Raw genomic sequence first — 21,719 nt, 5'->3', positions numbered from 1 at the left:
CACCTTATGCACCTTTTCTGTTAGAATCGGCGAGCAATATTTTTTAATGACAATACAAAAACTTAAAGGAACACAATAATGTCTCAATGTCTTAATATCACTGATCATCAATTTGATGCTGAAGTCATCAACAGTGAACGACCCGTCCTTGTTGATTTTTGGGCGCCTTGGTGTGGCCCATGTAAAATGATTGCGCCTGTTCTTGACCAAATTGCAGAACACTACGGTGATAAGTTAAAAGTGGTTAAAATCAATGTTGATGATAACCAAGAAGTTCCTGCCAAATTTGGTGTACGTGGCATTCCTACACTTATGGTCTTCAAAGATGGTGAAAACGTTGAAACCAAAGTAGGCGCTGTGCAAAAATCTCAGCTTATTCAAATCCTTGATAAACACATTTAAAAAAATATTCCGTTCAACTCGAAGGGGCTCCCCCTTCTTCACTTAACTAACAAAGAGTTTCCTAATGAATTTAACTGATTTAAAAAATAGATCTATTCCCGAGCTTATGGAGCTTTCACGCGCACTTGGACTCGAAGCAACAGGTCGTGCACGCAAACAAGAAATTATTTTCAACATCTTAAAAGAACATGCCGATAAAGGTGAAGATATATATGGTGAAGGTGTACTAGAAGTATTACAAGATGGTTATGGCTTTTTACGTTCATCTGACACTTCTTATTTTGCCTCGCCTGATGATATTTATGTCTCCCCTACTTTTATCCGTAAGCTAAACTTGCGTACAGGCGATAGCATTATTGGTAAAATTCGTCCCCCTAAAGATAATGAACGCTATTTTGCAGTTAAACATATCGATAGCGTTAACTTTGACTCCCCTGAATTAGCTCGTACCAAGGTGTTATTTGAAAATTTAACACCAGAATATGCAAAAGAACGTTTATCAATGGAGCTTGGAAATGGCTCAAGTGAGGATATTACCGCGCGTATTATTGATTTAGCCGCACCTTTTGGTAAAGGTCAGCGTGGTTTGATCGTTGCTCCCCCAAAAACTGGTAAGACGATCATGATGCAAAATATTGCATCCTCAATTGCTAAAAAATATCCAGAATGTTATTTGATCGTGCTCTTAATTGATGAGCGTCCAGAAGAGGTAACAGAAATGCAACGCTCAGTTCGTGGTGAAGTCGTTGCAAGCACCTTTGATGAACCTGCTGCACGCCATGTTCAATTAGCCGAAATTGTGATCGAAAAAGCAAAGCGTTTGGTTGAGCATAAACAAGATGTGGTGATTCTTTTAGATTCAATTACTCGTCTTGCACGCGCTTATAACACCGTCTCGCCTGCTTCAGGACGTGTGTTATCTGGTGGTGTTGAAGCTAATGCACTACAAAAACCAAAGCGTTTTTTTGGTGCAGCACGTAACACTGCTGAAGGTGGCAGCTTAACGATCATTGCAACTGCCCTTGTCGAAACAGGTTCTAAAATGGATGAGGTGATCTTTGAAGAGTTCAAAGGGACAGGTAACATGGAACTACATCTTGATCGTAAAATTGCAGAAAAACGTGTTTACCCTGCGATTAGCTTTGCGCGCTCTGGTACACGTCGTGAAGAACTACTCACCACCCAAGAGGAGCTACAGAAACTCTGGATTTTGCGTAAAATTCTACATGAAATGGAAGATATCCAAGCTATGGAGTTCTTGACTGAGCGCTTGAAAAAAACACAAACTAATGAAGAATTTTTCAACATTATGAAACGTGGTTAAAAAAGAAGATGCTTATATTTAAAGGGTTTGATAAATAGGTACTGATCAAGTTAGATCTAAATTTATATAGTCTGTTAAAATTGTACAAGTTGCCTAAAAAATAAAAATCGTGTAAATTCACTCAATTGATGAGAAAAAATGGACTTTAACCATGAAATTAGAGCGCATCGTTTTTGGTGATCCAATCCCTAAAACGCAAGCTGAAGAACAAGCCCTATCAAAAAAGCATGCTTTAGCAATTTTTTCCTCCGATGCACTATCATCTGTTGCCTATGCAACGGGTGAGATTTTAACCGTTTTAATCGTAGCTGGCGTTGCAGCACTTAGCATGTCTCTGCACATTGCGATATTTATTGCAATCTTAATTGTTATTGTCGGGGTCTCTTATAAGCAAGCTATTGATGCTTATCCTGAAGGTGGTGGTGCTTATATCGTTGCACGTGAAAATCTTGGCACTTTTATGGGGCTATTGGCAGCAGGAGCACTTATGCTTGACTATATCCTTACAGTTGCAGTAAGTGTATCAGCTGGGATTCTTGCCATTACCTCAGCACTTCCTTCTTTACAATCATATGCAGAGTTATTAGCTATTATTGCTATTATTGGCATTATGTGGATGAACCTTCGCGGCATGAAGGAATCAGCTACTGCATTTATGTGGCCAACTTATGCGTTTGTAGTAGTGATTCTTGTCATGATTGGAATAGGATTATATCGCTATTTTACCAATGATTTAGCACCTGTTGACTACAGTCATGCAATAGATTTAATGGAACCCATTACAGGTGTATTAACACTAACCGTTATTCTTCGCGCATTCTCTTCTGGATGTTCTGCCATGACAGGAATTGAAGCAGTAGCTAATGGTGTAATGTCTTTCAAGCAACCACGTGCAAAAAACGCATCAATTACGCTTATGATTTTAATCGTACTCCTGATATCTATGTTCTTAGGAATTTCATTTCTTGTGGCAAACTTAGAGCTACGTCCTTTAACTAATCAAAGCTTACTATCTCAAGTTGGACATAGTATTTATGGCAATGGTTTCTTTTATTATCTTTTACAAACCGTAACCTGTTTGATTTTATTATTGGCAGCAAATACATCTTTTGCAGGCTTTCCATTACTGACTTCAATGATCAGCAAAGACGGCTTTTTGCCACGCCAATTACAGAATATTGGTGATAGACTTGCATTTAGTAATGGTATTATTGCCTTAGCTATTTTTGCTTGTGTTTTGATTATCGTTTTTGCGGCCAACACAAGTGCCTTAATTCCCCTTTACTCTATCGGTGTATTTTTAGCTTTTACTTTATGCCAAGCTGGTTTGGTACGTGTCTGGTATAGTCGCCGTCGTCATGTGAAAACCTGGTGGGTTAAAGCCATTATTAATAGCTTTGGTTGCATTTGTACCTTTATTGCCGTACTTGTGGTTGTTGAATCAAAGTTCTTTGAAGGTGCTTGGATTATCATCGTCGCTTTGCCACTATTAATCCTTATGTTCTACCGTATTCACCACCATTATTGTTTAGCTGACCAAGAGCTTTCTTTAAGTGCTGATACTGGACTTATTGAAACCTTTTTACAAAAAGATTTTCATTCAAAAGTGATTGTACCCATTTCTAAATTGCATAAAGGTACAATAGCTGCCTTAAACTTTGCCCGTCAAATTTCACCTGATGTTACTCCTGTGATTATCAATATCAATCCTGATAAAACTGAAAGACTACAAAAAAAGTGGCGTGATCTCAACTTTCCTGAAGAGCTTATCGTCCTTGAATCTCAATATCAATCACTTACCAAACCACTTATCAAATTTATTCGTAGACGCGATTTAACTGAACCTGAGCGTGGCTTGTCTGTATTAGTGCTACCAAAAGCTGAAACCACTAAACTCTGGCATACCTTACTTCACAATCAAAAAACAGCCCTTTTACGCTGGGGCTTAAAGTCTGTTAGCAAAACTGAAACAAAGGGGCAGGCACGAGTCATTGTTGAAGTACCTTATCAATTGACTGTATAGATAAACAAAAGACTTCAGAGAAATTTCTTATTTCTAAAATTTACGTTACAATACCCAACCATGAAACTTAAGTTGATTTTAGTCAAATGATTATTTCAATTGATGACATTGACGCACTTTTACCACAAACTCAGTGTACAAAATGCGGCTACAAAGATTGCTATAACTATGCACAAGCCATTACCAATGGTGAAAAACATAATCGCTGCCCTCCAGGTGGACAAGAAGGCGCCGATAGATTAGCAAAACTATTGCAACGCGAAAAGCTTCCACTTGATACTAGTTGCGGCATCCATCAACCCAAAAAAGTGGCAATTATCAATGAAGATCTGTGTATTGGCTGTACCAAATGTATTTTAGCGTGTCCAGTTGATGCCATCGTTGGCGCTAAAAAGCTCATGCACACTGTTCTAAGTAATGAATGCACAGGATGTGATTTATGTGTTGTACCATGTCCAATGGACTGCATTGAAATGCAAATTTTACCAGACGAGTTACAACCTGAAAGGTTAAACTTAACTCAAAAAGAAGCTCAAAAAAATTACTATCGTTTACGCCATAATGAAAGAACAAAAAGGCTTGAAACAAAACAAAAGAAAGAAACCAAAAATCACAAGCAAAATATTGTGCTAAGCAAACTAAATATTGATAAAAAAGCTTACATTCAACAAGCACTTACCGAATTTAAAAATAGAAAAAACTTAAATTAAGCATAAACAAATGAACAAAACGAAGTGCCGACAGATTTTTGAAATTTTTGCTCACAATAATCCTCATCCAACCACTGAACTCAACTATAGTTCAACGTTTGAATTATTAATTTCAGTCATTTTATCTGCTCAGGCAACTGATATCAGCGTCAATAAAGCGACTGATAAGCTTTTCTTAATAGCAAATACACCAGAGAAAATTTTACACATCGGAGAGGAGGAACTCATTCCATATATTCAAGCCATTGGACTATATAAAACTAAGGCTAAGCATATTATTAAAACCTGCCAAATGCTTATTGAACTTTATAATGGTGAAGTTCCCAATAATCGTAAAGCACTAGAGACTTTACCTGGCGTTGGGCGTAAAACCGCAAACGTAGTGCTTAATACCGCTTTTGGTGAGCCTACGATAGCTGTAGATACACATATTTTTCGGATCGCTAACCGCATGAACCTAGCTCCTGGAAAAAGTATCAATGAAGTTGAACACAAGCTATTGTACATTATTCCAAAAAAGTTTTTAAAAGATGCACATCACTGGCTCATTTTACATGGTCGCTATATTTGTACAGCGAAAAAACCCAAATGTAGTAAATGCCCCATCTATGATTTATGTGAATTCAAACAAAAAGAAGCTTATTTATGATTTTTAACCCAACCCGACTTGAACTTAGAAAACTTTATTTTGATAGTTGGTATAAACACTTAAATAAACAACTTTTAACGGACCTAGAAATACAAATTGTACGTGTAATCGAGTATCATCCAGAATACCAAAGTTTTTTGTCTAACCTTTACAATCTTGACAAAGATTTTCCACCTGAGCTTGGTGAAACCAATCCATTTTTGCATATGAGCTTACATTTAGCACTTATTGAACAAGTTATTACTAATCGACCACAAGGAATTAGTGATATCTATCACGCCTTATGTAAAGCACACTTGAACGATGAACACACCGTTCACCATAAAATGATGAATTATCTTGCTGAATCAATCTGGAGTGCACAGAAAAATAGCACCGTTGCAGATCAAGAAGTTTATCTGTCACAGCTAAGAAACTTACTTGTGAAGTAGCTTAATCATATGGTGCACCCGAGGCGATTCGAACGCCTGACCTTTGGCTCCGGAGGCCAACGCTCTATCCAACTGAGCTACGGGTGCCTAATTCTAATCGTTTGCAGATTGTGAAAGTATCAAAAAAAAGCAATCAAAATCTCGGATTTATAATCACGTTTTTCTATAACGCCTGAAATTTTAGGAACCTGCAAAAAACTCTTTAACGTTATCAAACCAAGATTTTGACTTTGGCGAGTGCGTATGTTGTTCGCCTAAAGAGGCAGCAAACTCCTCTAATAAAGCACGCTGTTTGGTATTTAAATTAACGGGTGTTTCAACGGTTACTTTACACATTAAGTCTCCCATGCTATTACCTCGCAACGCTTTAACGCCTTTACCACGTAACCTAAATAATTTACCTGTTTGCGTTTCAGGTGGAATTTTAAGCTTCACCTTGCCATCAATAGTAGGCACATCTAACTCACCACCTAAACATGCTATGATGAAAGTAATAGGTACTTCACAATAAAGATCCGAACCATTACGCTCAAAAATAGCATGCTCTCTTACACGTACTTGCACATATAAATCTCCAGAAGAGGCACCATATTCACCAGCTTCCCCTTCACCTGCAAGCCTAATTCTATCCCCTGTATCCACACCTGCTGGGATTTTAACCGATAATGATTTGGTATCCTGTTTTCTACCTTGTCCATGACAAGATCGACACGGATCTTTAATTATTGAACCTGTTCCATGACAAGTTGGGCATGTCTGCTCAACGGAAAAAAAACCTTGTGACATTCTCACAGCTCCAGCCCCATGACACATGCTACAGGTCTGTTTACCAGTTCCCCCTGTTCCATGACAGCTACCACAGCTGACATAAGTTGGAACTTTAATTTCCTTTGTTGTACCATGAATTGCTTCTTCTAGGGTAATTTCAAGGTTATATTGTAAATCGTTACCACGACGAGCATAAGTACGAGAGCTTCTTCCGCCCCGCGCCCCACCACCGAAAATATCACTAAAAATATCACCAAAAACATCATTAAAGTTACCACCGCTAAACCCACCATGTCCTGAGCCTTGTTGGACACCAGCATGACCAAATTGGTCATATGCTGCGCGCTTTTGCGGATCGCTTAATATTTCATAAGCTTCTGAAGCTTCTTTGAATTTAGTCTCGGCATCTTTATCATTTGGGTTTCGATCAGGGTGATACTTCATCGCCATTTTACGATAAGCACGTTTGAGTTCCTGTTCTGTTGCACTCTTGGATACGCCTAATATTTCGTAATAATCTCTGGGCATGTCTTTTTACCATTATTCTCGTCTGCATTTAAAACGCTATAAAAAATGCGGGACATGCCCGCATTTTTCAAGTTAAAAGTTAGCTTTTATTATTTCTTATCGTCATCTTTCACTTCTTCAAATTCAGCGTCAACGACATTACTATCTGCTTTCTTAGCATTTGAGTCATCAGATGAAGTATGATTTTGTGTTGCATCTGCTTTACCTTGTGCATACTCATAGGCCTTTTGTGAAATCGGCGCAAATGCTTCTTCTAGTGCTTTTGTCTTCAACTCAATGTTATCTTTATCATCTGTTTTTAACACAGCCTCTAGTTCATTACATGCAGTTTCTACTTTTGTTTTTTCTTCATCAGTAATTTTATTTGCTAAGTCTTTTATTGATTTACGTGCACTGTGTAATAAATTATCACCTGCATTTCTTGCATTTACCAACCCATGGAATTTCTTATCTGTTTCTGCATTTGCTTCAGCATCTTGCACCATTTTATTAATATCATCTTCAGATAAGCCACTTGATGCTTTAATCACAATATTTTGTTCTTTACCTGTCGCCTTGTCTTTTGCTGATACGTTCAAAATACCATTGGCATCAATATCAAAAGTTACTTCGATTTGTGGCATTCCACGTGGTGCTGGAGGAATATCAGATAAGTCAAAGCGCCCTAAGGACTTATTTGCTGACGCCATCTCACGCTCTCCTTGTAGTACATGAATGGTCACAGCAGGTTGATTATCTTCTGCAGTTGAAAAGACTTGTGATTTCTTAGTTGGGATAGTGGTATTCCGCTCGATCAGCTTGGTCATTACACCTCCCATTGTTTCAATACCCAAAGATAAAGGCGTTACATCTAATAACAACACATCTTTAACGTCTCCTGCTAATACTCCACCTTGGATTGCAGCACCAATTGCTACTGCTTCATCTGGGTTAACATCACGGCGTGGTTCTTTGTTAAAAAAGCTTTTGACTTCCTCTTGTACTTTAGGCATACGCGTTTGACCACCAACTAATAATACATCGGTAATATCGGATACTTTTAAGCCTGCATCTGCTAACGCTTTTCTACAAGGTTCAATTGAACGTTTAATCAAATCTTCAACTAAAGACTCAAATTTAGCACGTGTTACTTTAATATTTAAATGCTTAGGACCTGTTGCATCTGCTGTAATATAAGGCAAATTCACATCGGTTTGCTGTGTAGACGATAGTTCAATTTTTGCTTTTTCTGCGGCTTCACGTAAGCGTTGAAGTGCTAATGTATCATTATGTAGATCAATACCACTTTCTTTTTTGAATTCATTGATCAAATAATTCATTAAAGCCACATCAAAATCTTCACCACCTAAGAAAGTATCTCCATTTGTTGCCAGTACTTCAATTTGACTGTCTCCATCAACGTTTGCAATCTCAATAATAGACACATCAAACGTACCACCTCCTAAATCATAAACAGCAATAGTTTGATCTGATTTTTGTTTATCCATACCATAGGCAAGCGCTGCCGCTGTTGGTTCGTTAATAATACGCTTAACATCCAAACCTGCAATGCGTCCTGCATCTTTAGTTGCTTGACGTTGTGCATCGTTGAAATAAGCAGGAACAGTAATAACTGCTTCTGTTACTTTCTCACCTAAAAAGTCTTCTGCTGTTTTTTTCATTTTACGCAACACTTCAGCTGAAACTTGAGGTGACGCCATTTTTTTATCTTTTAATACTTCAACCCAAGCATCACCATTATCTGCCTTAATGACTTTATATGGCACTTTTTTAACGATGTCGTGTTGCACAACTTTTTCATCAAACTTGCGACCAATTAAACGTTTAACAGCAAATAACGTATTATGCGGATTCGTCACCGCCTGGCGTTTAGCTGCTTGACCAACGAGAATCTCACCCCCTTCTGTATAAGCAACAATTGAAGGAGTTGTCCGCGCACCTTCTGCGTTTTCAATTACGCGCGCATTCTTACCATCCATAACAGCAACACATGAATTCGTTGTCCCCAAATCTATACCAATAATTTTACCCATTGTTGTTATCTCCTTTTAATTTAACGCCAAGGAATATGCCGACGCGTTTTTATTTTTCAAGTTTTATTTTCAGCTTCTTTTAAATCTAGTTTTTCACAACCAAGACACGGGCAGGTCGAATTACACGATTATTGAGCTCATAACCTTTTTGGAAAACGTTCATTACCATATTATCATCCATTTCAGGATTAGGTGACATCGCCATTGCTTCATGCTTATTTGGATCAAATACCTCACCAATTGGATCAATCTGTATCACACCAAATTTCTCTAATGTATCAACTAACATTTTCATGGTAAGTGTTACGCCTTGTGCCATTACCTTTACTTCATCTGACTCACCAGAAACTTCAACCGCCTTTTCTAGGCTATCTAGCACTGGTAATAACGCATTAGCAAATCTCTCTAGTGCAAATTTATGTGCATTTTCCACATCTTTTTGCGCACGACGACGAATATTCTCCATTTCAGCATGCGCACGCAGAACTTTATCATCCGCAGTAGCAACGGTTTCTTGCATATTTGCGATTGTAGTTTGCAATTCATCATTCTCTTTTTTAAGTACTAATACTTCATCAATCATTTGGGATACTGATTCTATCTGATCTTCACCCTGCTCAAGTTCAATTTCATTTGTGGATTCTTTATGATGTTTTTTTGACATTGATGCACCTATTTTGATTTATCTGTTTTTATTACGGCGTATCAATTGCGGGCGCTTTTTTGCATTTCAAGAAAATATCTTACTTTTTATCTCTATAGCTTAAGGCTTTAGCTATTTATCATTATTCATCATCAAACTATGTAAATATAATTTATATTCAGAACAAAAAATAGCCTTGACTTCCATCGAATCCTCGCCAAAATACCAGCATGAAAAATATATCTCTTACAATATGAGCCTTATTCCCAAAGCCCTAAAAATAAACCTTTTAAGCCTTTTTCTACCTATTAGTTCTTTTGCTAACACGAGTATTAGCTTTGAACCTGTGAGCTATCAAATTTTACCTAACTGGGACTGTGGTGATCAAATGTACGCTTATCAAGCCTTACAAATTTCATGTAAAGCCATTCTAACTAATAAAAACTATAACCAAAACTGGATAACTAGCTGCAACAACGTTCTTGCTACTTATGCCCATACAGATCGTAAAGCACGAGAGATAATAGAGCAAAACTTTTCTCCCTATCTTGTTCGTTATGATGACAAAGTCGAAGGTCTTTTTACAGGATATTATGCTCCAGCCATCTCTGGTAGCTTATACCGTAATGAGGAGTATTCTGTGCCTATTTATAAGACACCCAACAACTTAGTGCAAAAGAAAACAAAATCAGGCACACAATATGGCAGAATTGTAAAAGGTAAACTTGTACCTTATTACACACGTGAAGAAATTTCTAATAACAATTATCTCAGTAAAAAAGATGTGATTGCTTGGGTAGGCTCTCGTATTGAGCGCACATTTTTACAAATTCAAGGATCTGGCAGAATAGAACTTACAAATGGCGAGACCATTCTTGTCGGATATGACAGTCAAAACGGGCATCCTTACCGACCTATTGGTCGTTATTTATTGGAAAACAAGCTGATACCTCGTGAAGAAATTACGATGCAATCGATCAAAAAATGGTTATATGATCATCCGCAACATGCAAACAAAGTATTGAACTATGATCCTTCTTTTGTTTTTTTCAGAGTATTAAGCCACTCCAATCCGATTGGTGCTCAAGGTGTACCATTAACACCTAGTTATTCTATTGCAATCGATAATAACTATTATCAATATGGCACCCCTGTGTGGCTAAGCACCAGTTATCAAACACCCGAACAAAAATTTCAAAAACTAGATAGGCTCCTAATTGCGCAAGATACAGGCGGTGCGATTAATGGTCCCATTCGTGGTGATATTTTTTGGGGCAATGGAGAACTTGCCGAATATTACGCAGGTCATATGAAGCATCCTGGCACGATGTTTGTACTCTTGCCAAAATCAAATGAATTTAGACTTACTCAAACCAATATAACTTAGAAACCATAGCAGTTCTATTGTCAATCTAAATACATAGTGTAAATCTATCTTCCTCTAATGCAACGCCACCCATTTTCGGCTTAATATATTGTATTTATTGAGTGCTTGCTCATGAAACTTGTTCATAAACTCTCGGTTACTGTTACTCTCTATCAGTTCTTTTTGAGCAAGGCTAATACCATAGCGTCGACACCAACGTTTAACCGTCCAAACTTGATAACCCATCATCTCAGAAGCTTTCACATACGAAACCCCTTGATCATGTAAGTCACTCAACACTTGTTCGGCTGACTTACCATATTTTTTCAATACATTTAACTCAAAATTATCGCTATATTGATTAGGCATTTTAAAACTCCTGTTCAACTACTGCTGTAGACAGCGGCATTTTCACATAGAACAATTGATCAGTCTAGGTTCCGTAAAGCAATTTTTTAGCCAAGTCCTTGACTCTTCACATAGCAGCAAAAATGGATTAGCTATGGTCAATGCAAAGCTGCATTTGTGGTCTAGTCAGGTTTTAAGCCTAAAAACCACAATTCTGCAATTAACGCAGTCTTGCTTTGGCAATTGAGTTTTCTTTTCATATTCTGAATATGGGTTTCAACAGTGCGATATGAACCACCAATCTGCAAGGCTATGCACTTGGCACTTCCGCCTAGTAGCAGCTTTTTGGCAACAATTAACTCGCGTGCCGACAAAATGTCGAGTCTGAACGTCGCTCGCTGAACCGCATCCTGCTGAGGTAGAATGACTTTTTGCGATTCAGCTTGTGCGATCATATGTTCGGCCTTGCATGTAAATTGCTGTGAAAAATCGGCCACAAAACTTAAATTATTAATCACTCGATTAATCACCAAGGAGTTATCGCTTGGAGCACCCATAAAAAACAACTCCCTATAAGCTTGTCGCGGATTGATATATGTTAAACCATGGTCAATATTAAACTTAACTGCGTGCGATACTGCTTTGTGTGACTTTGCAATACTGTGCCATAGCACGAACTCTGGATGGGATTTCTTCTCTATTTCAAATTGGCTGCCAAGGTAAAGTTCATGCTGGTAGTAGTAAGCCAGCCAATCAGGACGATTAGAGACTCTTATTTCCTCTCCATTGTCATATTTCCGCTGGTAGACTAATGTGGTTAAACCAAGCTTGTCGCTAAGCGGTTGCATTAGCGTTTGCATCTGATCTTTCAACTGAGTAAAAATATGGCAATTAAGATCAATATTTTTAATATTTTGTGCTTCCATCTGAATCTATGTATTTTATGCGGATAGAACTTAATTTCCGGTCAGTCTACACTAACTCGAAACCAAAAAGTGAGCTTTTTACTACAAATTGCACATAAAAAGTGGGGCTTCCACGTTTGTATTTAAGTTACTCAAATAATGGCGATAAATTAAGGAGCATATGCGGCTATCATGGAAAATAGCTTTTCAGGTACTCAGAAAAAATACATGTTGGCATAAAGTTTAATTTTGAGAGGTAGCTTACTTATGAGTCAGAAGACAATAATTTTCATAAACTTTAGATTTGGTAGTTTCTATTCTGCTGATCTTTTATCCCGAGTAAAGCAGCTTGGTGACCATCGAATCGTGGCAGTTCTGGACGACTACTTCAAAGAAAATATTCCCCATGAGTTTGAACAGCAGTTGGATCATATTTACAACACATCAACACAACTGAAATACGACTTCTTATACGAATTTAATTATAATGAACTAAAACGTATTATCTTGAATGAGATGCAGCAGTTTGCACAAAATGAAATTGTCTTAATTTGCACAGATGAGTTCAATTTATTAGCGATTGGCAAATTACGTGATGAATTTGGCTTATGGGGTGCAAAATATGATGACCTGGTTAAGTGTCGCGATAAACTTATGATGAAAGATCTTCTACACAGTAGAGGTATTCGCGTACCTAAATGTATGCACTTCAATCAAATACGAGATCTAACATCAAAGGAAGCATATGAAGTTATCTGTCATCAAATCAGCTCCAACATCATCGTCAAACCAATCGACAGTTGCGGTAGTCAGGGAGTTTACCATATTCAAACCCTTGATGAATTTGCAGCGTTTCACCGTAAAAATGAGTGGCAAGTTACCACCTATGAAATAGAGGAATATATTCAAGGCAAACTCTATCACATAGACTCTGTTACCGAAAATGGCGAAATAGTTTTTCTTGAGGCATCAGTATATTCATGTCCAAACCATGAATTGACACAGGGGAAAGTGCTCGCAAGCAAACCTGTTATTCGTGATCAGTATTTAAAAAACAGATTGCACAAATTTGCACAAAAGACTTTAGAGGCGCTAAAGATCAGGCACTGTGTAAACCACATGGAGGTGTTTGAGCAAAATGGAGAGTTGGTGTTTTTGGAAATTGCGGCAAGACCGCCTGGCGCCATTTTAAACGAAATGCACCAGTATAACTTTGGTGTTAATCTTATGGATTGGGATTTCAAGCTTCAATCTGGTATTGATATTCCGTTGCCATCTTATGCTATTAGACCAGCATTTTGGGCGTTTTTCCCATTGCTTACAGGAAAAATCGTTGACCTAAACACACCACAAATCAAAAGTGAGTATTTAATTCAATGGAGCGTTACAAAAGGGCAGGTCATTTGTAACAATGCCACAAATATTGTTGATAAAGCCGCAGTACTTAGAGTGTTCTCAGACTCTTACAAAACTTTGGTAGAAGATTTTGACTATATTGCACAATTCCAGGCGATGGAGGTGATCCATGCAAACTAAAGCCTATATTTCGCATTTGGCAATGATACTGTTTGGTATATCCACGAGTGCAGGAATGATGCTTATACATGTCAAAGTGCAGTCCACACCACCCATGGTGCTGGCATTTTATACCTTTGTCTTTTTTGTTTTATTCTTTCTAGCATTTTCACTGCATGGCTTGACCAAGAAACACCACCATTTGAAAAAGGCATTCCCGACAATCTTCAATCTAAACTGGACCTCTCTTGTCTGTTGGAGCGCCACAACTATTGCACTCTTATATTTACCGACATCGCTTTTTTTACTGCTTTACCTTTCGAGCATGATGATAGCTGGATTATTTATCGGTAAAAAACTAAATCGATTTGATATTGCATGTATGGCAATTGTAATTACTGGATGCATTCTTGCGATGACCGATCAACACGCTGATCTTCGGCAATGGCTCATGGCTGTTTTTGCTGCCATTGGTGGTGTTACTGGTGCAATTTACTCGCGTTATTCAAAGACATTAGTCAATGAATTTAGCACCTTTGAAATCTTAGCGCTGCGCTTTCTCTTACTCGTTCTGATTACCGGAATCATCGCCTTTTATTCAGGTGGTATAAAATTTGAATCTCCCTCATTTTATAGCACTTTTATACTGATCTCATTATTAACCATTTGTTTGCCACTTTACCTATTTCAAGTTGGTTTAAAGTATATCAGTGTTTATGCTGCGCTTGCTTATATGCCGCTTGCTCCTTGCATTTGTCTAGTAACTGAAACACTTTTTATGTCAAATACCTCAATCCATGGATTGTCACTATTAGCGGTATTCTTTGTTGCCGCCACAATGCTTGCTATTTGCCTAAAGCAATCACAAGCCGCACGTGCATAATGGCTATTGAATGTCATAAATAGGTGGGTATATATTTTCTGGCAAATTGAGGTAGTGTTTTACTTTGTCATTCATATACTCCGTCCCCCATTCAATACGGTTAATGTAAATCCCGATAACGGTATCGTGCATTAACTCACATTTCTGTTGTTTTGTAATTTTCTGCCGATTTGAGATTTATTCAATATTTTGTTTTAGCTATAATGAGCGCACACTAAATAAGGATGAGTGCTTAAGAGCTTTTATTATGGGATTCAAAACACCTTTATATGAAAAACATCTACGAGAGCATGCAAGAATGGTTGATTTTGCTGGGTGGGACATGCCCATTCAGTATGTAGGTGTAATAGAAGAACATCATGCCGTTAGAAAAGATGCAGGCATGTTTGACGTTAGTCATATGTTAACGGTGGATATTATTGGTCGTGATGCAAAAGCATTTATACAATACTTATTAGCAAATGATATTAACAAACTTGCTAAAGGTAAGGCGATGTATTCTTGTATGTTGAACCAAGAAGCAGGTATTGTGGATGATTTAATTGCCTACTATTTTGAAGATGATTTTATTCGTTTAGTGATTAATGCAGGTAACAGAACCTCCGATGTCAAGTGGATAAAAAAGCATGGGATAAGCTTTGCTATTGAGATTAAATTACGAGATGATTTGGCTATTATTGCAATTCAGGGACCTCAATCGCGTGAAAAAACAAATCAAATACTTAAAGATCTAGCAACTGAAGAAGTAAAAAATTTAAAACCCTTTGCGATGTATAAAAAGGGTGAGTGGATGATTGCACGTACTGGCTACACAGGTGAAGATGGTTATGAGATTTCAATGCCGCATACTGAAGCCTTAGCGTTTTGGGATGCGTTAAAACAACAAGGCGTTCAACCTTGTGGTCTAGCTGCACGTGACACGCTTCGCCTAGAAGCAGGGATGAATTTATATTCACAGGATATGGATGAGTCGACAACACCTGTTGAATCGGCTTTAATGTGGACAGTGTCACTCTCAGGTGAACGTGATTTTATTGGTAAAAAGGCATTGTTGTCTAAAAAAGATAAGATTAATGAAAAGCTTGTTGGGTTAGTGCTTTTGGATCGTGGTGTTTTGAGACATGACCAAAAGGTGTTAATAGCAAATAGTGATAAAACAGGTATTATTACAAGTGGGACTTTCTCACCAACCTTAGGAGAAAGTATTGCTTTGGCTCGCATTCCAGCTGATGCGGAAGAAGTATTTGTAGAAATTCGAAATAAAAAAATTCCTGCCAAAATCGTGCAATTTCCATTTGTACGCAAAGGTGAAAAAGTATATAAAGAATGCCAGAAAAATCTGGTAACTCATTAGCATCAATAAACTTAGGAGTCAATTATGGCAGAGATAAGACAAGAGTGTCATTACACGAAATCACATGAATGGGTGAGGTTGGAAGGTGATATTGCGGTGTGTGGTATTGATGATTTCGCACAGTCAAGCTCAGGCGAGTTAGTATTTATTGAGTTACCTGAAGTTGATGAAGAAGTAAGGGCAGGTGATGATGTGTGTGTAGTTGAGTCAGTAAAAGCCGCATCCGATGTTTATGCACCTGTTTCGGGGGTAATCATTGAAGTAAACGAAGCACTTTTAGATAAACCATCGATCGTTAATGAATCTTGCTATGATGATGGTTGGTTGTTTAAGATCAAGATGGATGATCTATCTGAGATTGATGATTTACTTTCAGCCGAAGAGTATGCTGAAGAGTTTGATGCTTGATGCAAATTAAATGAAAAGCGCTCAATGCTTATGTGTTGGGCGCTTTTATTTGTAATAAAAAGTCAAATACTACGTGAGGAGCGTTTATGCCATTTGTTCCACATACCGACAAAGATATTAAGCTCATGTTAGATGAGATTGGTGTCAATACTATTGAAGCATTATTTGATGAGATACCTCAATCGATAAAAAGTAAAAGCCATCTAGCTTTAACCGATGGTTTAAACGAATGCCAAATGTACCGTTTATTTAGCGATAAGTGTGCTAAAAACATTCCACAAACGAACTTTATTGGTGCTGGGGCCTATCAACATTATACCCCTGCTATCGTCACAGATATTATCAGTCGTGGAGAGTTTTATACATCCTATACTCCATATCAGGCTGAAGCCTCTCAGGGTACATTACAAGTGATTTATGAATACCAAACGATGATCGCATCGCTTACTTCAATGGATGTGTCAAATGCGTCTATGTACGATGGTGCAACGGCACTTGCTGAAAGTGCTTTAATGGCTGTGCGTGCCAATAAATTAACAAAAAGTAAGAAAGTGTTAGTTGCGGATATTATTTTCCCTCATTACATTGATGTAGTAAAAACGATGACACACGCTCAAGGTATTGAAGTCGAGTTTGTATACCCTCAGCCACAAGAAGGGCGTACAAATATAAAACGCTTGCCTGAGTGTGAAGTTGGTCAATATGCTGCGGTTATTGTATCTCAAGTAAATTTTTATGGTCAGATTACTGAGTTTGAAGCATTAACAAACTGGGCACATGCTAAAAATGCAATGGTTGTAGCAGTTGTTAATCCAACGGTATTAGGTATATTAAAAGCTCCAGGTAACTGGGGCGAAAGTGGTGCGGATATCGCTTGTGGAGATGGTCAAACATTGGGCCTTCCGCTTAGCTGTGGTGGACCATACTTTGGATTTATTACAACTAAAGAAAAACTTTCACGTCAAATGCCTGGGCGTATTGTTGGTAGAACGGTTGATAAAGATGGCAAAGAAGCATTTTGTTTAACTCTTCAAGCGCGTGAGCAACATATTCGTAGAGCAAAAGCAACATCTAACATCTGCTCAAACCAAGGGTTACTTGTGACAGCAGCAACGGTTTATATGTCTTTAATGGGCGCTAAAGGCATAAAAGAAATAGCCTTGCAATCACATCAAAATGTCACAAAACTTGCTAAAAAGTTAAGCCAAATTGTAGGGGTTAACGTACGTTTTTTACATAACTATGTATACGAGATAGTTGTTGATTTACCAGTTAGTGCAAAAGAAGCAAAAAGCTTAGCAACTCAACACAACGTTCAGCTTGGTTATGATTTATCTTTATTGGACCCATCACAACAAAATAGCCTACTTGTTTGTGCCACTGAAATTCATAATGAATCAGATTTAGATAAATATGTTGAAGTGTTGGAAACCGTATTAACTTAGCTTGCTGTTGGAGCATAAGATGACAGTTATTTTTGAAAAATCAGTAGCAGGACGTAGAGCAAATTCACAAAGATGGAAACTTAATGGTGAAACCCATTTCGATACTCAATACTTGCGTGAAGACAAACCCTTGTTGCCGGAGCTAGGCGAACTTGAAGTATTACGTCACTTTACCAAGTTATCACAAAAGAACTTCTCAATTGATACTCAATTTTATCCACTTGGTTCTTGTACAATGAAATACAATCCACGCATAGCTTTAAAATGTGCGTTCAATCCATCTGTACTCAATATTCATCCCTTTCAAGATGAGTATACACAGCAAGGTTTATTGGAAATGCTGTATGAGCTTCAAGAAATCTTGATTGAAGTTACTGGAATGGATGCAGTATCTCTTGTACCTTGTGCTGGAGCCCAAGGAGAATTTGCAGGAGTACAGATGATTCGTGCCTATCACATTGCTAACAATGAACCACATAGAAATGAGATTATTGTGCCAGATGCAGCACATGGCACAAACCCTGCAACAGCTGTAATGGCAGGATGTAAAGTCATTGAAATCCCAACTTCCCTTAAAACGGGGGATATCGATATTGAAACGCTAAAGAAAGTATTAGGACCAAACACTGCGGGCATTATGCTTACAAACCCATCGACAATGGGGGTGTTTGAGCGTGATATTGAAGAAGTAGCAAAATTAGTGCATACAGCAGGTGGTTTACTCTATTATGATGGAGCCAACTTAAATGCGATTATGGGCAAAGCAAAACCTGGTAAAATGGGGTTTGATGTTATGCATATGAACGTACATAAAACTTTTGCTACACCACATGGTGGTGGGGGTCCAGGCGGCGGTCCCATTGCAGTGAATAAGCGCTTAAAGCCATTTTTACCCGTACCTACAATTACAAAAGAGAAAGGTGTCTATCATATTAGATCAAAAGGTGCTATTCCAGCAACCATTGGTGCTATGCACGCTTTTATGGGAAATGTGGGGGTATTGATTCGAGCTTATGTTTATCTGAAAACTCTAGGCGGTAATGGTTTGACAAAAGCATCAGAAATCGCGACCCTAAATGCAAACTATATGATGGCAAGGTTGAAAAAAGCAGGCTTTATCATTGCATTACCAGATCGACGTGCTTCACACGAGTTTATCGTTTCACTTGCAGCTGAGAAAAAGGCATACGGCGTTACTGCAAATGATTTTGCCAAGCAGCTATTGGATTATGATATGCACGCACCAACAATCTATTTCCCATTACTTGTCCCAGAATATTTACTGATTGAACCAACTGAAACTGAAACACGCGAGCAAATGGATACTTTTGTTGATGCAATGATTGAAATTCGTAAACTTGCAGCATCATATCCAGAAAAGGTAAAACAAGCGCCCATCGCTCAATCTGTAAAACGAGTAGATGATGTGAAAGCCGTGCGTGAGTTAGATGTAATCTTTGGGCAGTGCTGTTAAGGAAAAAGCATTTTCCCCCAATGCAACTTAGAGCGAAGTGAATGGAAATAATCATAGTCTAATGGATGTAATATGCTGACAGATTTTTTACAGCGATGTAGTTTGATAGTGTCAGCTGGGCGAAGCTGAAGCTTCATATGCCCATCAAAGCTTAAACTTGGCTCAGGGTTGTTATATTCCCCAATCGTGATTTCAATTTGGCTGTTAGCATTAAGCACAATCGGACGACTATTAAGCGAATGTGAAAACATTGGCACAAGTACGATTGCATCTAAGCCTGGGTGCATAATCGGACCTCCTGCTGATAGTGCATGAGCAGTAGAACCTGTGGGAGTGGCAATAATCATGCCATCAGCGCGCTGATCAAAAGCATAACGACCATCGATATGAACGTGCATTTGGAAAAGTCTACTATGTTGTCCAGCTGCAATAACAATATCGTTTAAAGCAACAGTTTGCTCAGTTGGGTGATGCTCACTTGTGATGGATGCTTGAAGCATAAAGCGCTGTTCTTGTTGGTAACGACCGCACAAAACATCAAATAAGCGCGTGGTAATTTGATCAGGATTAATGTCTGTTAAAAATCCCAGTTTTCCTCGGTTGATCCCCACAATCGGAATATCACTAATGAGCGACAGATTTCTGCCAGCATTAAGAAAGTTACCATCTCCACCTACAACAATGGCTATTTCACAATGTTTAGCAATCGCTTTCAAGCTGTAGCCTTCACCAAACCTATCATCTAGACTAGCAGCCGTCTCAGCTTCTAAATAAACGCGAAGTGATTGCTCGATTAAACTATGCATCAAATATTCTACTGTTTCAGCAACAGCAGGATTGTCATGTGTGCCAATAATAGCGACTTTATTAAAAATGAAGGTCATTGGTAAATGCTATCCTTATGTCATGAGTTCTCTAGTTTTAAGCAAAATCCCATTTATCATACTGTATAATCGTTTAAGTTACTATGTTTGGATAGGTTAACAGTTTATTGTTAGCAATTAATCGTTATACTATCTAAATCATTTCTAAAACAAGATATTCAATAGTGCCAAGATCAATCAGATTAACTTTAGAGAGTCTTGGGCAATATATCTTATGTGATGAGTTGACAAAGGAGTAATAATGGCTTTATCAGTAGTGATTCTTGCCGCTGGGCAAGGATCTCGTATGTGCTCAAAAAAATCAAAAGTACTGCAAACGCTAGCAGGAAAAACGCTTATTCGTCATGTTGTCGAAACTGTTGAGTCGTTGCAGGCAGATAATATTATCATTGTCCAGGGGCATTTAGGGCAGCAAGTACAATCTGCGCTGGAAGATAAAAAAATTATTTGGGTCGAGCAAAGGGACCGCTTAGGAACAGGACATGCTGTTTTACAAGCACTTCCTCACATTAGAAAGAAAGATAAGGTGCTGATTTTGTATGGTGATGTACCATTGGTGTCCTTTGACACCTTAAACCATTTGATTGATGTAACGCGTGATGATGATTTAGGTATTTTAACGGCACATGTCGAGAACCCAGGAGGACTTGGTAGAATTATACGCAACCGTTTTGGTGAAATTGAGTTGATCGTTGAAGAAAAAGATGCCAGTGACATTCAAAAGCAAATCAAGGAAATTAACACTGGAATTTACTGTGTTTCTGGTAAAAACTTGCACCACTGGATTCCAAAAATTGAAAATAAAAATGCACAAAAAGAATATTATTTGACGGATATTGTAGCTTTTGCTTGTCAAGACAGGATAAATATTCGTGCAGCACATCCTGCGTATAATTTTGAAATTTTAGGTGTTAATACGAGGTCACAGCTTGCTGAGCTTGAACGGATGTGGCAAAAGGCTGTTGCAGAGCGAGTTATGGCAAAAGGTGTCTCCCTTGCAGATCCAAATCGATTTGATGTAAGAGGTTCAGTTGAAATTGGTGCAGATACCTGGATTGATATTAACGTGCTTATCAAGGGTCATGTGATCATTGGTGAAGATTGTGTGATTGGCGCCAATTGCATTTTAAAAGATTGTGTTATTGGTAATAACGTTAAGGTCAAGCCAAACACTATTATTGATGGTGCTGATATTAAGTCAAGTGTTACTGTAGGTCCTTTTGCACGGATTCGACCAGGTACAATTTTGGAAGAAGCATCGCAAATTGGTAATTTTGTTGAAGTGAAAAAGTCAACTATTGGCAAACACTCCAAAGTGAATCATTTAAGTTATATCGGGGACAGCACAATTGGCTTTGACTCTAATATTGGTGCAGGGGTAATTACCTGTAATTATGACGGGGTGAATAAACACCAAACCATCATTGGTAATGACGTGTTTATTGGTTCAGATTGCCAATTGATTGCTCCTGTGAGTGTGGGCGATGGTGCTAACATTGCAGCTGGTTCAACCATTACTAAAAATGTACCTAGTGGTAAATTGACAATTAACCGTATGAATAAACAAGTGGTGGTCCCAGACTGGAAGCGACCCACCAAAAAAGAGTAACAATCGTAAACAAAATA

The 21,719-nt window shown here is 38.1% G+C and carries 21 protein-coding genes and 1 tRNA gene; 14 read left to right on the top strand and 8 right to left on the bottom strand.

The genetic code is table 11. The features are described from left to right. The first annotated feature begins 78 nt into the window (after positions 1-78). The 6 genes from trxA (at position 79) to M1V25_RS00535 (ending at position 5,539) form a co-directional block, all read left to right on the top strand. Positions 79-402: a thioredoxin gene (gene trxA / locus M1V25_RS00560; protein WP_116963114.1), complete on the top strand. Its 324-nt coding sequence runs from the start codon at positions 79-81 to the stop codon at positions 400-402. Positions 403-466: 64 nt separating this feature from the next. Beyond that, positions 467-1,726: a transcription termination factor Rho gene (gene rho / locus M1V25_RS00555; protein ID WP_116963113.1), complete on the top strand. Its 1,260-nt coding sequence runs from the start codon at positions 467-469 to the stop codon at positions 1,724-1,726. A 151-nt stretch (positions 1,727-1,877) separates the two neighbouring features. Further along, complete coding sequence (locus tag M1V25_RS00550; RefSeq protein ID WP_498842129.1) at positions 1,878-3,749, top strand: APC family permease; 1,872 nt, start codon at positions 1,878-1,880, stop codon at positions 3,747-3,749. Between the two features lie 86 nt (positions 3,750-3,835). Further along, entirely contained in the window at positions 3,836-4,459 is a 624-nt protein-coding gene (locus M1V25_RS00545) for an RnfABCDGE type electron transport complex subunit B (protein ID WP_116963111.1), read from the top strand. Positions 4,460-4,469: 10 nt separating this feature from the next. Next, entirely contained in the window at positions 4,470-5,108 is a 639-nt protein-coding gene (nth, locus tag M1V25_RS00540; protein ID WP_498842128.1) for an endonuclease III, read from the top strand. After that, positions 5,105-5,539, top strand: coding sequence for a DUF1841 family protein (locus M1V25_RS00535; protein WP_498842127.1), 435 nt, complete (start codon positions 5,105-5,107; stop codon positions 5,537-5,539). The genes nth and M1V25_RS00535 overlap by 4 nt, the downstream gene beginning before the upstream one ends. Positions 5,540-5,549: 10 nt before the next feature. Here the strand turns inward: M1V25_RS00535 and M1V25_RS00530 are convergent. From M1V25_RS00530 to grpE, 4 genes are all read right to left on the bottom strand, one after another. Beyond that, positions 5,550-5,626 (bottom strand) — tRNA-Arg (locus M1V25_RS00530). Positions 5,627-5,719: 93 nt separating this feature from the next. Continuing rightward, a complete protein-coding gene (gene dnaJ, locus M1V25_RS00525; RefSeq protein WP_116963052.1) occupies positions 5,720-6,835 on the bottom strand; it encodes a molecular chaperone DnaJ in 1,116 nt (371 codons plus the stop codon). Positions 6,836-6,924: 89 nt separating this feature from the next. Beyond that, on the bottom strand, positions 6,925-8,868 hold the full coding sequence (gene dnaK, locus M1V25_RS00520; RefSeq protein WP_116963051.1) for a molecular chaperone DnaK: 1,944 nt from the start codon (positions 8,866-8,868) through the stop codon (positions 6,925-6,927). An 85-nt stretch (positions 8,869-8,953) separates the two neighbouring features. Continuing rightward, positions 8,954-9,532, bottom strand: a complete 579-nt coding sequence (gene grpE / locus M1V25_RS00515; RefSeq protein ID WP_498842126.1) for a nucleotide exchange factor GrpE — start codon at positions 9,530-9,532, stop codon at positions 8,954-8,956. 325 nt (positions 9,533-9,857) lie between these two features. Here grpE and mltA point away from each other — a divergent pair, with 325 nt between their 5' ends. Next, complete coding sequence (mltA, locus tag M1V25_RS00510; protein WP_239986701.1) at positions 9,858-10,898, top strand: murein transglycosylase A; 1,041 nt, start codon at positions 9,858-9,860, stop codon at positions 10,896-10,898. 54 nt (positions 10,899-10,952) lie between these two features. Here the strand turns inward: mltA and M1V25_RS00505 are convergent, their stop codons facing one another. Then, a complete protein-coding gene (locus M1V25_RS00505) occupies positions 10,953-11,246 on the bottom strand; it encodes a hypothetical protein (protein WP_116963048.1) in 294 nt (97 codons plus the stop codon). A 161-nt stretch (positions 11,247-11,407) separates the two neighbouring features. Further along, positions 11,408-12,151, bottom strand: a complete 744-nt coding sequence (locus tag M1V25_RS00500; RefSeq protein ID WP_498842125.1) for a helix-turn-helix transcriptional regulator — start codon at positions 12,149-12,151, stop codon at positions 11,408-11,410. A 246-nt stretch (positions 12,152-12,397) separates the two neighbouring features. Here M1V25_RS00500 and M1V25_RS00495 point away from each other — a divergent pair, with 246 nt between their 5' ends. Then, entirely contained in the window at positions 12,398-13,666 is a 1,269-nt protein-coding gene (locus M1V25_RS00495) for an ATP-grasp domain-containing protein (protein WP_498842124.1), read from the top strand. Beyond that, positions 13,656-14,528, top strand: coding sequence for an EamA family transporter (locus M1V25_RS00490; RefSeq protein ID WP_498842123.1), 873 nt, complete (start codon positions 13,656-13,658; stop codon positions 14,526-14,528). The genes M1V25_RS00495 and M1V25_RS00490 overlap by 11 nt, the downstream gene beginning before the upstream one ends. 3 nt (positions 14,529-14,531) lie before the next feature. Here M1V25_RS00490 and M1V25_RS00485 read toward each other — a convergent pair whose 3' ends face one another. After that, the gene (locus M1V25_RS00485) at positions 14,532-14,660 is read right to left on the bottom strand and encodes a hypothetical protein (RefSeq protein WP_275667736.1); all 129 of its coding nucleotides are present in this window, start codon (positions 14,658-14,660) and stop codon (positions 14,532-14,534) included. Between the two features lie 115 nt (positions 14,661-14,775). Here M1V25_RS00485 and gcvT point away from each other — a divergent pair, with 115 nt between their 5' ends. The 4 genes from gcvT to gcvPB all read left to right on the top strand — a co-directional run bounded on the left by gcvT (position 14,776) and on the right by gcvPB (position 19,209). Further along, positions 14,776-15,882, top strand: a complete 1,107-nt coding sequence (gene gcvT / locus M1V25_RS00480) for a glycine cleavage system aminomethyltransferase GcvT (protein WP_116963043.1) — start codon at positions 14,776-14,778, stop codon at positions 15,880-15,882. 24 nt (positions 15,883-15,906) lie between these two features. Then, the gene (gene gcvH / locus M1V25_RS00475; protein WP_116963042.1) at positions 15,907-16,290 is read left to right on the top strand and encodes a glycine cleavage system protein GcvH; all 384 of its coding nucleotides are present in this window, start codon (positions 15,907-15,909) and stop codon (positions 16,288-16,290) included. 86 nt (positions 16,291-16,376) lie between these two features. After that, positions 16,377-17,735: an aminomethyl-transferring glycine dehydrogenase subunit GcvPA gene (gene gcvPA / locus M1V25_RS00470; RefSeq protein ID WP_498842122.1), complete on the top strand. Its 1,359-nt coding sequence runs from the start codon at positions 16,377-16,379 to the stop codon at positions 17,733-17,735. Between the two features lie 19 nt (positions 17,736-17,754). Continuing rightward, the gene (gene gcvPB / locus M1V25_RS00465; RefSeq protein ID WP_498842121.1) at positions 17,755-19,209 is read left to right on the top strand and encodes an aminomethyl-transferring glycine dehydrogenase subunit GcvPB; all 1,455 of its coding nucleotides are present in this window, start codon (positions 17,755-17,757) and stop codon (positions 19,207-19,209) included. Here the strand turns inward: gcvPB and M1V25_RS00460 are convergent. Then, the gene (locus M1V25_RS00460; protein WP_116963039.1) at positions 19,206-20,093 is read right to left on the bottom strand and encodes an NAD(+) kinase; all 888 of its coding nucleotides are present in this window, start codon (positions 20,091-20,093) and stop codon (positions 19,206-19,208) included. The genes gcvPB and M1V25_RS00460 overlap by 4 nt on opposite strands. A gap of 241 nt (positions 20,094-20,334) precedes the next feature. Here M1V25_RS00460 and glmU point away from each other — a divergent pair, with 241 nt between their 5' ends. Continuing rightward, a complete protein-coding gene (gene glmU / locus M1V25_RS00455) occupies positions 20,335-21,702 on the top strand; it encodes a bifunctional UDP-N-acetylglucosamine diphosphorylase/glucosamine-1-phosphate N-acetyltransferase GlmU (protein WP_498842120.1) in 1,368 nt (455 codons plus the stop codon). Positions 21,703-21,719: the final 17 nt, after the last annotated feature.

Origin of the sequence: Candidatus Nebulibacter yamunensis (assembly GCF_024208055.1) — a bacterium.
GTDB lineage: Bacteria > Pseudomonadota > Gammaproteobacteria > Francisellales > Francisellaceae > Caedibacter > Caedibacter lacustris.
This window is presented reverse-complemented; position numbering and strand designations above follow the sequence as displayed.

Excerpts from the sequence above, each read along its gene's own strand:
- grpE (WP_498842126.1), bottom strand. The coding sequence starts at position 9,532 with ATGTCAAAAAAACATCATAAAGAATCCACAAATGAAATTGAACTTGAG.
- M1V25_RS00485 (WP_275667736.1), bottom strand. The coding sequence starts at position 14,660 with ATGCACGATACCGTTATCGGGATTTACATTAACCGTATTGAATGGGGG.
- gcvT (WP_116963043.1), top strand. The coding sequence starts at position 14,776 with ATGGGATTCAAAACACCTTTATATGAAAAACATCTACGAGAGCATGCA.
- gcvPB (WP_498842121.1), top strand. The coding sequence starts at position 17,755 with ATGACAGTTATTTTTGAAAAATCAGTAGCAGGACGTAGAGCAAATTCA.
- M1V25_RS00460 (WP_116963039.1), bottom strand. The coding sequence starts at position 20,093 with ATGACCTTCATTTTTAATAAAGTCGCTATTATTGGCACACATGACAAT.
- trxA (WP_116963114.1), top strand. The coding sequence starts at position 79 with ATGTCTCAATGTCTTAATATCACTGATCATCAATTTGATGCTGAAGTC.
- gcvH (WP_116963042.1), top strand. The coding sequence starts at position 15,907 with ATGGCAGAGATAAGACAAGAGTGTCATTACACGAAATCACATGAATGG.
- glmU (WP_498842120.1), top strand. The coding sequence starts at position 20,335 with ATGGCTTTATCAGTAGTGATTCTTGCCGCTGGGCAAGGATCTCGTATG.
- M1V25_RS00505 (WP_116963048.1), bottom strand. The coding sequence starts at position 11,246 with ATGCCTAATCAATATAGCGATAATTTTGAGTTAAATGTATTGAAAAAA.
- dnaK (WP_116963051.1), bottom strand. The coding sequence starts at position 8,868 with ATGGGTAAAATTATTGGTATAGATTTGGGGACAACGAATTCATGTGTT.
- M1V25_RS00495 (WP_498842124.1), top strand. The coding sequence starts at position 12,398 with ATGAGTCAGAAGACAATAATTTTCATAAACTTTAGATTTGGTAGTTTC.
- M1V25_RS00490 (WP_498842123.1), top strand. The coding sequence starts at position 13,656 with ATGCAAACTAAAGCCTATATTTCGCATTTGGCAATGATACTGTTTGGT.
- rho (WP_116963113.1), top strand. The coding sequence starts at position 467 with ATGAATTTAACTGATTTAAAAAATAGATCTATTCCCGAGCTTATGGAG.
- M1V25_RS00500 (WP_498842125.1), bottom strand. The coding sequence starts at position 12,151 with ATGGAAGCACAAAATATTAAAAATATTGATCTTAATTGCCATATTTTT.
- M1V25_RS00550 (WP_498842129.1), top strand. The coding sequence starts at position 1,878 with ATGAAATTAGAGCGCATCGTTTTTGGTGATCCAATCCCTAAAACGCAA.
- nth (WP_498842128.1), top strand. The coding sequence starts at position 4,470 with ATGAACAAAACGAAGTGCCGACAGATTTTTGAAATTTTTGCTCACAAT.
- dnaJ (WP_116963052.1), bottom strand. The coding sequence starts at position 6,835 with ATGCCCAGAGATTATTACGAAATATTAGGCGTATCCAAGAGTGCAACA.
- gcvPA (WP_498842122.1), top strand. The coding sequence starts at position 16,377 with ATGCCATTTGTTCCACATACCGACAAAGATATTAAGCTCATGTTAGAT.
- M1V25_RS00545 (WP_116963111.1), top strand. The coding sequence starts at position 3,836 with ATGATTATTTCAATTGATGACATTGACGCACTTTTACCACAAACTCAG.
- M1V25_RS00535 (WP_498842127.1), top strand. The coding sequence starts at position 5,105 with ATGATTTTTAACCCAACCCGACTTGAACTTAGAAAACTTTATTTTGAT.